This is a genomic window from Mycobacterium arosiense ATCC BAA-1401 = DSM 45069 (genome assembly GCF_002086125.1).
Taxonomy (GTDB): Bacteria; Actinomycetota; Actinomycetes; order Mycobacteriales; family Mycobacteriaceae; genus Mycobacterium; species Mycobacterium arosiense.
The window spans coordinates 30,390-43,933 of sequence record NZ_MVHG01000011.1; the positions used below are offsets into that span (position 1 = coordinate 30,390).

A 13,544-nucleotide genomic window follows, 5' to 3' on the forward strand; every position below is an offset into this window, starting at 1 on the left:
GAATGCCCCTTGATGTAGGAACTATCATCGCCGGCTACCGCATCGAAGGCGTGCTGGGCCAGGGCGGGATGGGCACAGTGTATCTGGCCCGCCACCCGACGCTGCCCCGCAGCGAGGCGCTGAAAATCCTGTCCGGCGAACTGTGCGGAGACCGCCAATTCAGGGAGCGCTTCATCCGCGAAGCCAACCTGGCCGCGAGCCTGGACCACCCGAACATCGTGCGGGTCTACAACCGAGGCGAAACCGACGGGCACCTGTGGATCGCCATGGAATACGTCAAAGGAACCGCCGCCAACGATTTGGACCGCGCCAACCTCACCCCGGCCCGTATCGTGCGCATCATCACCGACGTCGCCGCCGCACTCGACTACGCCCACTCGCAGCACGTCTTACACCGCGATATCAAACCCGGCAACTTCCTCGTCGCAGCGCCCGGCAGTGAGCGTGAACGAGTGTTATTGGCGGACTTCGGCATTGCACGCGCTCTCGACGATGCCACCGCCCTGACCGCGACGGGCTCGATGGTCGGCACCGCGGCCTACGCCGCGCCGGAGACCATCGAAGGCCGACCCGCCGATCACCGCACCGACATCTACTCGCTGGGGTGTGCCCTGTTTCGGCTGCTTACCAGCCGCACCCCGTATGAGGACCCCTCCAACAAGTCCCTTGAGGCCATATTGGTCGGACACCTGATGCGGCCTGTCCCGCACCCCAGCGACATCAACCCCACCCTGCCACCGCAGATCGACGAGGTGATGGCTCGCGCGCTGGCCAAAAATCCAGCTGATCGTTTCCAGACCGCTGGCGAACTGGCTGCGGCGACTACTGCGGCGCTGACTAACAATCCGGCACCGCCAACCATCACCGGACCTCGTCCATCCCAGCCGACCAATCCCACCCTGACCTACCCACCCACCGGACCTTCCCTACCGGCGGGCTCCGCACCGGTGTGGCCGGCCTATGATCCCCGCGCAGCATCCGCGAATGGAGCGGCGCCGCAGCCGTTCACGGGCGCACCGCCCCCCTCAACCCCGACCGGTCGCCCAACCGAGTCCGGTCCTAAACCCAAGCGCCGCAACCGCACCCGGCTGATCGTGGGAGCAACCATCGTGGTTGCCGCGTTGGTCGCAGCGACAGTGGTGGGCATTCACCTGTTCGGCACCACCAGGACCGGATTGGGCCCATACCAACCGCAGACCCTGAACACCAAATTCGGCACCCTCAAACTCGAGCACCGCCCGATGGCCATCGCCGCGCTCGGAGCTGGCGACCCCGATGCCGTGCTCTCACTCGGCGCCCCTGTAGTGGTGATGAACGCGCCCGGCGCGACCACACCGAGCTGGCTGCAGCCGCTCATCCATTCCACCCCACCGGTCTTCGCCGCCGCCGACACCGCCGCCATCACCGCTGCCAAACCCGACCTCATCATCGACACCGACAACATCGACCAGACCACCTACAACTCGCTGGCCGCGATCGCCCCCACGCTGACCCAACCCGCCGACAACACCCAAGACTGGAACTGGCAGGCCCAACTGAACTGGATCGCCACCGCGCTGGGCCGCACCGACACCGCCAAAACCTTGGTCGACAAGGCGCAGTCCGAGCAGAACCAGATCCGCTCCGAGCATCGAAGTTTCGGCGGCAAATCCATCGTCGCGGTCAACTACACCGGGACCAACACCACCGCGGCGGCGGTCCCATCACCGCCGAGCAGCTACCTGGAAAGCATCGGCTTCCCCTACAACACCCACTACAAACGCGCCCCCGGCGGCCCACCAACCGTCCCGTTCAACATCGACGACGTCGACTACATCGCTCAACGCAGCGACGTCATGCTGCTGCTGCGCACCGACCCGGGCGCCGGCGGCGGCGGATACGGCGGCCTGCCCGCCAAATACAGCAGTTTCGGCGGCACGCTCGTCATCGTCGATGACCCCGCCACCATCGCCGCCCTCAACGCCGGCGGCCCAGCAGCCACCACCTACCTCAACACCGCGCTGGTCACCAAACTTGGCAACCAAATCCACTAAACCGCCAACGAGACACCGCGCGCCGCGTTCAGGCTGCAGCGCACGACGCGTTAAGAACCAGGCCATCGTTGAATCACGCTATCTGTGCAGTCAGGGGAATCCGTATGGCAATGCCAACCGAGGACAACGGAAACCGCGCCACCCTGGTCGACAATGTGGCGCTGCGACAAGCCGTCGCCGCCTTCGCCGCACAACCCAACCAGCGCGGGGCGCTCGAGGTACTCCGTTTGTGCATGGTCGGTGAGGTGCTTTTCGACATCACCGGATCCGATGCATTTACCGGCCAAACACCGTTCGCGGCCGGGTCTCGCCTCCAAATCCGCGGCGGCACAGGCCCCCACGGCAAAGGGTCGGCGCTGTTCGCTTATACCCGTCATGAGGAGATCGCCCGCCTGCACCCGCCGGGTACGCGCACGCAGTCATTGGTGCAGTCGGCTACCGGGGCCCTGGAGCTGGCCCAAAGCCAAGGCAACGACTGGCTCTATATCGACCCCGCCGGCCCCACCTGTGCATTGTCGGCCGCCGAAATCGATTTCGCCTTGCGCAATCCGAATAACGAGCCGCTCAAACGGGCGCTGGCCGATCACGCTGCCGGCAAGATCGACAGGCACACCGTCGTCGACGTGGTGCGCCAGAACGGACCGTTGGCAATCGCCGCCGACGATTCCCAAGGCAACGGGCACATCGCCGTTCGCAACACCACACATCCCGACGGCAGCTCCAGCATCTTCGGCTTCACCAGCGGCCCAGAAGTTCTAGCTTGGAGCCCCGCTGATGCGGCCGGGCCCCTCACGGTCGAACAAGTGGTGAACATGGCTCGCGCGCAAGGCCACAGCGGGATCGTCATCAACCCGGCAGGCCCATACCTGTGGGTCTCGCTGGCCGAAATCACCCAATAAAAAATGAAGAACGCCAACATCTTTCACGCGCCGAGAACCCGGCTCAAGGATGTTGCTGCGAAACGATCGCTCATATTGATCGCGCTGGCGCTTGCCTGGCCGGCGTTGGTCGGTCTGCCCCTGCATGCGACCGCAGCGCCCGATGACATTGATGCACTGATCGACGACAGCGGGCCACTGCCCAAACAGACCCGCGACCTCACGGCACTACCTGATCTGCTGTTCACCACCCCTAGTGGCCTGCTGTGCAAAAAGACCGTGGTCAAGGTGATGCATGACGTGACGTGCGCGGGTGATCTGCCCGGGGCGCCGGCGGGGACCCGGGTGGTGACACTGCCCACGGTCTACGCCCAGGCCAACGGGCCGGCGCGGTTTCTGCCCACCCCGCCCGAACGATTCTTCGGCGACACCACGGGCCAGGCGCCGGTCCTGCTGCCAGCGGGGCACAAAATCGTGTTCTGGGCGTTCTCGAACACCCAATCGCTGGTCTGCGGGGTGCCGCGATCGGCGGATCTGGTGTGCAGGCTCAACGCGCCGAAGGCCATCGGTGCCGACAACAGCGGTCCACAAACCCATGGCTTCGTGATCGCGGCTCCCCACAGTCACGTCTTCTGACGACAGCCAAGACGCGCGCGGCGCCCCGACAGCATCGTTCGCTCACATCGTGATCGGTTATTTGTCTAACAGGTCGGCGATCAGGAGCTCGATTGCGTCGGCGACATCGGGCGTTACGGGACGTTCGGCTTCGGCGTCTTCAAGGGCTGAGGCGGGCAGCCCGGAGCCTATGGCCGCCTCTTCCAGGCTCAGCTCCGCCCGGTGGCGGGCCCCGTAAAGCCGCTGCCCCAACGTCGCCGACGGCGAGGCGGCGGCGCGCATCATCACATCGTTGTAGGTGCGCCGCACACGGCTCAACGCCTTCATGGCCGCAGCGCCCCCAGTGGGCTGGCGCGCAGCAGTCAACGCCAGGCCCTCGAGCCTGCGCAGATCAGCCAGGATCGCAGTGGCTTTGGCGGTGAAGTCCGGGGCGTTCGGTTCAGGCAAGTCCGCGATGGTCACGCTGACGGCTTGCAGAGCGAGCTCGACCGTGCGCGAAATAGTCGGCGCGTGAATGGAGTCGGTCAACACCTCGGTCGCCTCGTCGCTACCAGCCTCAGGGACGGCCGCTGCTGCTAGCTCGCCCTCGCGTCGCTGCGCCTCGATGTACCCGGCGGGCAAGTCCAATTTCTTTTCCAGTTTTGCCAGCGTGCTGGGATGCGGCCAGCTGCGACCCAGCTCGAAATTGATGAGAGCGGACTGGTTATAGATCCCGTCGTTGTCCAGGCCCCGCTGGGAGATCCCCAACTGCTCACGACGCGCACGGACCGCTTGGCCAGCCCGCAGACGCCCCGCCGCGGCGATTTTCTCGGCTCGCGACGGATGCTCGGTCTGAGCTGACCCCAGTGCCTGGGTCGACTCATCCTGAGTCACGTCGGTGGTAAGGGTCACGGCCACCCCATCTGGGGTCCCGAGGTGCAGGGTCGTGGTAGCGGTAATGGGTACCGGGGTGCGGCGTTCTCCGTCGACGAACATTCCGTTGGTGCTGACATCGACGGCGTACCAACCATCGGGGTGGGGTTCGAGGACAACATGGCGCCGTGAAACCCGCTCATCATCGATGTCGACCGCCGCCTCAGGATCTCTGCCGATGAATACCGCGCCCGCGGCGGCGTGAAGAGTGTGCGTCGCGCGACCGACCCGCACAATTAGCGCGGGCGTCGTCACTGGGCTGGCAATCAATCGTCGCTCCCTTTCCCGGTTGAGGCACTGATGCTCTGCTGTTAAACAAAGCGCTCGGCTAAATGCTACCTCATCCGAACCGTAAAGGTGGGCTAGAAAGCACAGCGCCGCTGTCGAGGGCCTGCGGCGTTCTGCGATTCTCGCGTCGTGCGTACCGATGGGCGACTCACCACATTAATCCAGGTAGACACCCTAGAGTGAGCTGCTGACGCGGTTGCTTCACCGGGCCCATGACTCGCAAGCGGGACGGCCCCACAAGCGTGCTGTGGTTTCTAAACCATTGCGCTATGGGGACTGCTTGGGTTACTGTTCGGGCACGATGCCATTGCGGCCCTCGGCCACGCACAGAGAAAGGTCGCCGATGCAACACCCACAGCAGCCGCCCCTGGCGCCACCGCGCCACCCGTACGCGCCGGGGATGCCGCCGGTCGCTCCCCAGGGCTTCTACGAACCGCCTATCCAGCCACTGCCCCGCCCACAAGCCTTCCCGATGACGCCCCAGGCCGGCCCCTTCCCCTACCCGCATCCTCACCTACCACCAGGCGCGAACCCCTGGGCACCAACCGCCTTCACGGCCCGTAGTCCCCGAGTTGGCCTGCGCGGCAAACACCTTCCGCTCTACCTGGGCGGCGCGCTCACCGCGATCACCGCGGCGGTGCTCTTCGCGGGATTCGTAGCACCCGGTTTTCTCGTCACCAAACAACTCGACGTCCGCGCTGTCGCAGCCGGCGTCACGCACGTCTTGTCCGATCCGAACGGTTACGCCGCCAAGAACGTCAGCGACGTCACCTGCAACGACGGCCACAACCCCACCATTCTCAAGGGAGCCACCTTCACCTGCCAGGCCACCATTGACCACATCAAACACCAGTTCACGGTCACCTTCACCGACGACGCGGGTGGCTACGAGGTCAGCGCCCCGAAGGGAACAAAAATCTGACCATGCGCTTGGACGACATGGGCCAGCCGGCACGAATCCACTGCGGCCAGGCGCCAAAGCCGCCTAACCGCAACCTGTTAGGGGCGTGCCTAGCGCTGCTGGCGATGGTGGTGCTGGCGCTGGTGATCCTGCTGTTGTTCAACGAGTTGAGCAGCCCGGTGTTCGGGGTCAAACTCGAAGAGGGCTATTTCCCCGACAATTCCGCGACGATCGTGCATTCCGCACGAATCGGGGTCCTCACTTCGACCGGGTTGATCGTCGTCGCGACTGGCCTGGCCGCGAGCGCCGTGGCCGTACGCCCGCACCCATTTCTCCAGGTGGTCGCCGTGCTGACCCTGGTGTCCCTGATCCCGCTGCTACTGCTGCTCTTGTTCTGCTACGCCCTTGCCTTCTAAACCTCCTCGGGAGGACAGGAATTCTCCGTCCCGAAGCGCCGCGAGTTTCGTGCGATTGCAGATGGGATCAGATCGTCCCACCGGGATCCATTGCCCATCCTGGCGGGCTGCCATCCGCGCGGTGTCAGCGGGAGAGCTCGACGAGTTCTCCGCTGATTTCCCACCGCGAGCCGATGGGTTCAACGGCCAGCAGCTCACCGGCCACACACCAATCGTCTCCAGGGCTCCACTGGACACCCCCGGCACCGAAAGGCTTGACAAGCCGCGGCACAGCGCCGAGCACGCCGCGTCGTTGATCAAGCAGGTGCGCCTCGATTTCGGCGGCATCGGCCGCCAGCATTGTCGCAAGCCGCGCCACAACTTCAGCAAGCACGGTCGCGTCTGCATGGGTGGCGAACACCGAGATGACGCCATCGAAAATGCCTTTTACCAAACCAGCACCCCACACCGGTGGTCGACCCCCGCGCGGCGGCCGGACCCGGACTCTGACACCAAAAGGTGTATGGGGCGTGCATTCTGGCTCGAATACCTTCACCGGCCCGCGCGCGAGCGCTAGCCACACTTGTTCCAGCTTCTTCTCGCCAGAGAACGCGCCCAGGTCCGTCCAGTCGAACGACGCCAGCAGTCGGCCCTGCCGCCAGTCGGTGAAGGAGGCCGACCGCGGTGCCAGCGCATAGCGGTAGCAGAACGGATACTCGCCACCATCCGGAGGGGCTGGCACGACAGCACCGTGCTCGAAGCGAATCCCGTTACACCCAGCGATCGCAAACGAGCCAATGTTGTAGAGCAACAGGTTTTCCACGTCAGCACCGTCGGGCTTTGCTCCGAAAAACGTGGCGTGCAGCACCTGGCCATCCGAGGGTTTGAGCTGCCTGCAGCGAGCCTGAATCTCGCTGCTTAGGTTCTTCTGGCGGACACGCCGGTCCCCAGACTGGATGTAGGCATCTGCCCAGGCCTCGACGACCGCACGCCCCGGCAATGGCCCGTGGACCACGCTGCGACCCTCATACTCACGGCGTGGGCCTGTTCGCCGGCTCCGCCCTGTCGTGGTGGATTCCAGGTTTCGCGGGCCCGAGTGGCAGATCGCGCACACCGCAAGCGGCTCCCCCAGCTCTTTGATCGCCCACCGCTCGAGTTCGGCCGAATGCTGCGCACAGACCTTCACGTACGGTCCGGTCCAGCTGCCGGCGCGTGGGTTCGTCCCGTTGATCGTTCGGCACCTGGCACGGTGCACACGGGCGCCGGTGGCAGTGTGGCTGCGCGCAATGTTGATCACGAAGCCATCCGGGTGGTCAGTCAGCCAGGCTTGATAGCCCGCATCATCGTCGCGAAACTCCCGTGCACTCATCCCCAGACCTTCATCGTGCCCTGCGGGTCTGCACCCCGAGCCATCACCCGTGTCATCATTCCCACTGCCGCTGTGCTGCAGAGGGTTTCGTAGCATGCGCTGACTTCCCCGTGAAACTCCCGCCGCCGCAGGGGCGCAGTTCTGGCCGGTTATGAGTGGCGGGTGATGTTGTCATTGATCACGCGAGCAAGTGATGCGCCCGTGGTGATGGTGTTTTGCCCGCACGCGCGCACATCCACCACGACGTTGCGCCGCACACCCATCGCGCGCTCGCACTCACTGCCTTGGTGTTCGCTCGCCCCGGCGGGCAGCAACACCGTGCTGGCGATGCCGTCGGTCTCGCTGATGATCGTGATCGTGGCGTGGTCATCGGGTTGGCCGTTGGTGAAGGAAACGGTGACGCCGGTCAGTCGGCACCCTCGCCACGCCGAGAGCTGTTGGGTGTAAAACTGTTGCGCGGCAGCCTCATCGGAGAACGCCGCCACCGCCTGAATCACCTTGTGGCGTCCCGGACTGGCCTCCATCAGTCCTTGGACCGCGACGCCGGTATACCCCGACCCGGTGTAGGTGCTTGCCAACGCCGGGGCCACGGCGCTGGCGCACTTGGCCGGGTCTATCGACACGTCTGAGGCAAGCGACGTCGCCACCTCACGCGGTCGCATCTGCACGTCGTGGAGTACATTGCCGACCTGGTCGGCAGATGCCAGCAGGCTCGGCAGCGCTGCGATGTCTAGCGCCGGCGCCGCCGGCGAAGCGCTCGGTGACGGTGTCGGCGGCGCCGGCCTACTCGAGCTCGAGGCAGGTGCCCGCGTCGATGACGGCGCCGCCGAGTTCGACGTCGTCGTCGAATCGTTGCCGCCCACCACCACCAGCGTGATCACCACTACCGTGATCACGGCGGTGATCGCACCGGCAACCCACCAGGGCCAACGCCGGCGCCGCCGCGGCGGCGGGTATCCGATGGGCGGCATGCCCGGACCGCCCACTGGGTAGGGATACGGCGGCCCACTCGGTGGCCCCTGCCAGTGTGGTGGGGCTTGAGGCGGCTGCCAGGCCGGGCCGGGTTGCGGGAAGGATCCTCCCCCCGGCGTCGGTGGCGGCGCTGGTGGGCGCTGCGGGAGGTTCATCGTCGGCTCATCGCCCTGCCCGGGCCCCCAATCGGTGCTCATTGCTCTAACCCTGCCTCAATACGGTGAAATCCTCAGTGGGATTGCGGATCCAATGCCTCGTCGGCGAGCGGCTGTCGTCGCACCGTGTCGCTGCTCGCTCACCGGGCCCGCATTGATCCAGCACCTGCGTGCGGCTCTGTTCAGGCGTCGGTGAAACGTTGGTAGCACAGGTCGTCGTTGCTGTTGACGACCCCGGAGCGAAATGCGGTGATCCGGGTAAACCCCGCCGGCACGGTCTGCCCGTTGACGTCGCTGGCCACCAGGTGGTTGGTCAACAGCCCGGCAACAGCTTTGTCGAGGTCCCCGGCAGTCAGGGTCAGCGCATTGCCCGACGGCACCGACACCGTGCCAGCCATTTTGCGGTGCGCCAGGCCGGTAAGGCAGGCGGTCCGCAATGCGCTCACCGGTGAATCGAGCTTGAGGCCGCGTTCGTGTTGCACCGCAAGGACATACCGCGACATCACCACCGACATCGCGGTGTCATCACCCTGGATCAGCACATGACCGGACTGCTCATTACCGGGCGCACCCATCTTTTGGAGCTGGGCGAGATCGACAGCGATGGTGTTGGTGGCCGGGCAGTATGAGGCGGGCGGGCTGGCTTGGGCGTCAGCGCAGCCGGCGGCGGTATAGGACAGCTGCGGGGGGCTTTTCAGGGCGAAGATCGCCCCAAGGGTGTCCATCAGCGACGACAGGGTTTGCTCGGTGATCGGCACTTCCCCGGTCTCTAAGCGACCGGATTGGTCGTAGGTCAACGCGATCGGCAAATCCCCGCGACGCTGCTTGACCTCGTTGTCGTCGATCGCGGCACACGCCGAGGCGCCTGAGACAAAACCCATCTGGAAAGCACTGACACGGTCGAGCGCGGTGCCGTGGCCTTCTTCGATCAGCTCCCGATCGTCGGGGGTAAGGATCGGGTCACGCAGGGTGATCAGGCCGGCCAGTACATGGTCGAGCCCGTCACCGGTACTGAGGGTGAAGCGCGTCGACTTGCCTTCGGCAACCCAGCGCATGTAGACACCGCCAAAGCAGTCCGCCTGCTGTTCTAGCACGATCGTCGAGGTGCCGCGGGGGGCGATGTTGGCCATGTCCTGAATGGCGTGACCATACTCGTGAGCGAAGATGCCTGTGACCGGCATCGATCCGAAATATGTTTTGCCGGTGGGGATAAGCACCCCGCGGTCCCAGGCGATCAGGTTGCAGCGCGGCGAGAACAACGCGTTGATCAGTTTGTAGGTTCGGTGATGGCATACGGCAGGGCTGGCCGGATCCTCGGAGTCGTAGGAGACGAGTTCGTCGACGGGCTTGAATTCGCCTTTGAAAAATTTGCTGTAGTTGGAGCGCCAGAAACTTTGAATGTCGTTGACCGACAACAGCACCAAAGTGTCGTCCTCACCATGGTCGGTGTTTTCCACTGTGCCGGTGGGTTGGGGTGCGTCGCTGCGAGGTCCGCTTGGGCCGTCGACCGCCAGCAGGCCCCCGACGTGGAAAGGGTCGTAGAGCATCGAGGCACCGTGTCCTTTGATGATGGTGGTGCACCCCGCGGCGGCGACGGCGATCATCGCGACGACGCTGACCGCCGTCGCCGCAGCGACCGCACCGCGCAGTCGGCTAGTCACGAGGCAACCTTATCGTCGCAAGATCCGCGCGCGCCCCGTTCTGTGTGGCCCATGCGCGGGCCGCACAGAACAGCACATGCGTGCTAGTATGTGCGTATGAACGGTTCGGCGGCGCCCGCGTTGGGTGCCCTATTGGCCAAGCACCGGATTGACCTCTCGGTGGAGGAGGTTCTCAACGAGCTAGATTCCGCGTTTGCGGCGATCCCGGGAGCAACCACGCTGTCGAAGACGGAGGTGGACTTTCTTCGCACCCACGCCGAACCCAGCGCCGAGGCAGTCATCGAGACATGGTCGGCCGACGATGAGCGCCAGGCCCGCGCCCGTGTTGCGTTGCGGCAACTCACCGGCGCGCTTTCTGGATCGGTCAGCATCAAAGAAGCCGCCGCGATCTTGGGTGTCGATCGGTCGCGCGTGTCACGGCGGATCACCGGAAAAGCGCTATGGGCCTTCGATCTTCAGGGAAGCCGACGCATCCCCCGCTGGCAGTTCCTCGGGAAGGAGCTGCTTCCGGGCTTGGACGTAATCGTGCCTGCGATACCACGCGACGCTACCCCCGCGGTCCTGGATGCGTTCATGCACACCGCGCAGCCCGACTTTGACAACCGCACGCCGATCGAGCATCTGGCCGCCGGCGGTGACGCCGAGTTGGTCGCCGGCTTCCTCGAGGATCTCGGACGCTGGTGAGCCCCCAGCCCAAACCGAAAGCGCCTCGAACACCTCCCGCGCAGCTCGTCCAAGAACCGCAAGACAGCATCGACTACACCGGCACGCTATGGCGGGTCCACCGCACCGCCGGCGAGCACGTGCTGCCTTGGAACCAACTGCGCACCTACGGGCCGCTGCCATCGATGCGGTGGGACCCCCACCCGGGCCCTTCACCTGGCGCACGCAGCGAAGGTGTGCTGTATGCCGCAGCCGATCTCGCAACCAGCCTGGCCGAGGTCTACCAAACAACGCGCGTGATCGACACCCGCGCAGGCACTCCGACCCTGACCGCCTGGCACCCCCAGCGGCCACTGCACCTGCTCGACTTGTCCACAACTTGGCTGCTGCGCAACAGCGCCTCGACCGCACTACTGGCCGCGCCACGCTCGGTATGCCGGCGCTGGGCCCGTGCTATCTACACGACTTGGCCTGACCTGGACGGGCTCTACGTCCCGTCGACGATGACCGGGCGGCCCAACATTGTGCTGTGGACCGCGGCCGCCGACTCTATCCCGATGATGCCGGCGTTCTCACGCCCGCTCGCGCACCCGCTCGTCTGGTCGATCACGCAAGCAGCAGCTGGCGAGATTGGCTACACGATCTTATGACCATGGCCTCCGATGATGAGCCCGTCCAGCCGGGGCCAGTGACACCCGAGGGCGCTATCACCGTTCACACGATGGGCGTCCACTACCGGTGGCAAATTCCTGAGGTGGTCCGCCAGCAACTGCGGCTCGCACATAGCCTGCGCGAGGATCTGGTCACCTTGCAACTGGCCTATGACGAAGACATCAAGGCGATCTGGTCGTCGTATCCGACGGTAGCGGCCGCTGAAGCTCACGTCGCGGCGACCGAAGCGGAGGCCATCGCGGCCAACGAGGCACTGAAGGCTGCCCGCTCCGCAGCCAGAGGCAAACGCGTGAACACCGCGATCACCGAGCGACTACACGACGCCAGGACCGCACTCAAAGCCGCACGCCACGCCCGCCGGGAAGCGATCGCCGACGTGAGGCAAGACGCCGCGCAGCGCCGCCGCGACCGCGGCGCACAACTGGCGGCCGAGCAGAAAGCCCTCTACCGCACCTACTGCCAACACGGCGACCCGACGCTGTTCTGGGCGACGTTCAACAGCGTCATGGACGAACATAAGGCGGCGGTGCGCCGAATCCAGCAACAGCGCGCCCAAGGCCGCCCAGCTGCGCTGCGCCACCACCGCTTTGACGGCACCGGCACCCTCGCGGTCCAACTGCAGCGAACCGCCGGCGCGCCGCCACGGACTCCGATGCTGCTCGCCGATCCCGCCGGGCGCTACCATAACGTCCTGCACCTGCCGTGGGTTGACCCCGACCAGTGGGCATCCATGACCCGCGCCGAGCAGCGCCACGCAGGACGCATTACGGTGCGGATGCGATGCGGATCCCTTGGGGGCCAACCACAGTGGATTGACTTGCCGGTCCAAGCCCACCGCTGGCTGCCCCAAGACGCCGATATCACCCGCGCCAAACTCACCGTCACCCGACTCGGCGCCGATCTGCGGGCGCGGCTTTCGATCACCGCGCGGCTCCCCCATCCGACTGTCCCCCGCCGCGGCGATCTCCCCACCCTGGCCATACATTTGGGCTGGCATGCCATCGATGAGGGTGTCGTGGTCGCGCATTGGCGCTCAGACCGACCAGTGGCGATCCCATCCGAACTGGCCGACGTGATCGTGCCCATCGTCGAGGGAATCTCGGGCCGCATCATCGCGCCCGGCTCCGTCGGGACCCGGCTAGAGCGCTACGCCGAGATCGCCTCGGCTCGTGATGCGGCATTGAACGACATCCGGGACCGGCTGAGCACGTGGCTTGCCGACCAGGGGCCGCGGCCGCATCCGATCCGGCCCGACGAACAGATCACCGCCGCCGATGCTGCGCGGTGGCGCTCCCCCGCTCGATTCGCCGCCCTCGCGCTCGCCTGGCGCGGCTCCGACCTCGAGATCGCCCAACCGCTTGAAGCGTGGCGGCGGGCCGACAAACTGTTATGGCAACAGCAAGCGCACGGCCGTGCACGAGCCCTCGGCCACCGCACGGACTTGTGGCGGCGGGTTGCAAGCGCGCTGGTCAGCCAGTGCGGGCGCCTAGTCGTCGATGACACCAATATCTCCGCCGTGATACGAAACACCATGGAGCACACTAGGATTCCTGCCGACCTACAGCGCCAAATCGATCGCCGCCGCGATCATGCAGCGCCTGGCGCTCTGCGGTCGAGCATGGTCGCCGCAGCGACCCGCGACGGCGTCCCGGTGATAGTGGTGCCCGCTGCGGGGTTGAGCCGAATCCACGCCGGCTGTGGATATGAGAACCGGGTAGAGAGCCGACGGCGGCGCCGCAAGATCATTTGCGCCGGGTGCGGTCGCACCTATGACCCCGATCTTTCAGCGACGGCGCTGATGCTCGCTCGAGCGGCGCAACCACCGGTGCAGCCTTGACCCGCCGGCCTAGCGTGCCACTGGCTACAATGACTCACGAGGACTTCGCCCAGCGATCCGGGCCCAAAGGATCGACGGGTCATTCCACGGTTGCCCACGGACTGACAAACAGAGCCCAGCGATCCGGGCCCAAAGGATCGACTCCTTCTCCGGTTGGCAGGCACCCTGCAACGGATATCGCCCAGCGACGCGC

At 65.6% G+C, this 13,544-nt stretch carries 13 protein-coding genes and 1 pseudogene; 9 read left to right on the top strand and 5 right to left on the bottom strand.

From position 1 onward, the window contains the following. Positions 1-2: 2 nt before the first annotated feature. The 3 genes from BST14_RS07280 to BST14_RS07290 all read left to right on the top strand — a co-directional run bounded on the left by BST14_RS07280 (position 3) and on the right by BST14_RS07290 (position 3,547). Positions 3-2,033 (top strand): serine/threonine-protein kinase, encoded by a 2,031-nt coding sequence (locus BST14_RS07280; protein WP_036473551.1) that lies wholly within the window; start codon positions 3-5, stop codon positions 2,031-2,033. Positions 2,034-2,137: 104 nt separating this feature from the next. Continuing rightward, positions 2,138-2,932, top strand: a complete 795-nt coding sequence (locus BST14_RS07285) for an SseB family protein (protein WP_232232243.1) — start codon at positions 2,138-2,140, stop codon at positions 2,930-2,932. Positions 2,933-2,935: 3 nt separating this feature from the next. Beyond that, the gene (locus BST14_RS07290) at positions 2,936-3,547 is read left to right on the top strand and encodes a hypothetical protein (protein WP_231122301.1); all 612 of its coding nucleotides are present in this window, start codon (positions 2,936-2,938) and stop codon (positions 3,545-3,547) included. 57 nt (positions 3,548-3,604) lie between these two features. On the opposite strand, the gene BST14_RS07295 is transcribed toward BST14_RS07290, so the two are convergent. Next, positions 3,605-4,417, bottom strand: a complete 813-nt coding sequence (locus BST14_RS07295) for a helix-turn-helix domain-containing protein (protein ID WP_245845330.1) — start codon at positions 4,415-4,417, stop codon at positions 3,605-3,607. Between the two features lie 27 nt (positions 4,418-4,444). Beyond that, positions 4,445-4,693, bottom strand: a pseudogene (locus tag BST14_RS31660) (FHA domain-containing protein); the annotation flags it as partial. Between the two features lie 376 nt (positions 4,694-5,069). Between BST14_RS31660 and BST14_RS07300 the strand changes: the two are divergent. Continuing rightward, positions 5,070-5,648 carry a DUF4333 domain-containing protein gene (locus tag BST14_RS07300; RefSeq protein WP_231122300.1) on the top strand — a complete coding sequence of 193 codons (579 nt, stop codon included), beginning with the start codon at positions 5,070-5,072 and terminating at the stop codon, positions 5,646-5,648. Between the two features lie 2 nt (positions 5,649-5,650). After that, positions 5,651-6,043, top strand: a complete 393-nt coding sequence (locus BST14_RS07305) for a hypothetical protein (protein ID WP_036473545.1) — start codon at positions 5,651-5,653, stop codon at positions 6,041-6,043. Positions 6,044-6,167: 124 nt separating this feature from the next. Here the strand turns inward: BST14_RS07305 and BST14_RS07310 are convergent, their stop codons facing one another. After that, positions 6,168-7,391 (bottom strand): hypothetical protein, encoded by a 1,224-nt coding sequence (locus BST14_RS07310; protein ID WP_051641686.1) that lies wholly within the window; start codon positions 7,389-7,391, stop codon positions 6,168-6,170. Between the two features lie 149 nt (positions 7,392-7,540). Next, positions 7,541-8,119, bottom strand: a complete 579-nt coding sequence (locus tag BST14_RS30785) for a sensor domain-containing protein (protein ID WP_255359027.1) — start codon at positions 8,117-8,119, stop codon at positions 7,541-7,543. On the opposite strand from BST14_RS30785, the gene BST14_RS30790 reads away from it, so the two are divergent. Further along, positions 8,118-8,384: a hypothetical protein gene (locus BST14_RS30790; RefSeq protein WP_036473540.1), complete on the top strand. Its 267-nt coding sequence runs from the start codon at positions 8,118-8,120 to the stop codon at positions 8,382-8,384. The two genes, BST14_RS30785 and BST14_RS30790, sit on opposite strands and share 2 nt — an antisense overlap. 316 nt (positions 8,385-8,700) lie before the next feature. On the opposite strand, the gene BST14_RS07320 is transcribed toward BST14_RS30790, so the two are convergent. Continuing rightward, entirely contained in the window at positions 8,701-10,122 is a 1,422-nt protein-coding gene (locus BST14_RS07320; protein ID WP_051641723.1) for a neutral zinc metallopeptidase, read from the bottom strand. A 153-nt stretch (positions 10,123-10,275) separates the two neighbouring features. On the opposite strand from BST14_RS07320, the gene BST14_RS07325 reads away from it, so the two are divergent. From BST14_RS07325 to BST14_RS07335, 3 genes are read left to right on the top strand one after another with little or no spacing between them, the layout of a single operon-like run. Further along, complete coding sequence (locus BST14_RS07325) at positions 10,276-10,863, top strand: helix-turn-helix domain-containing protein (protein ID WP_036473535.1); 588 nt, start codon at positions 10,276-10,278, stop codon at positions 10,861-10,863. After that, positions 10,860-11,492, top strand: a complete 633-nt coding sequence (locus BST14_RS07330; protein WP_036473533.1) for an RES family NAD+ phosphorylase — start codon at positions 10,860-10,862, stop codon at positions 11,490-11,492. Before BST14_RS07325 ends, BST14_RS07330 begins: the two co-directional genes overlap by 4 nt. Before the next feature lie 2 nt (positions 11,493-11,494). Further along, positions 11,495-13,351, top strand: coding sequence for a hypothetical protein (locus tag BST14_RS07335; RefSeq protein WP_036473531.1), 1,857 nt, complete (start codon positions 11,495-11,497; stop codon positions 13,349-13,351). Positions 13,352-13,544 lie beyond the last annotated feature (193 nt).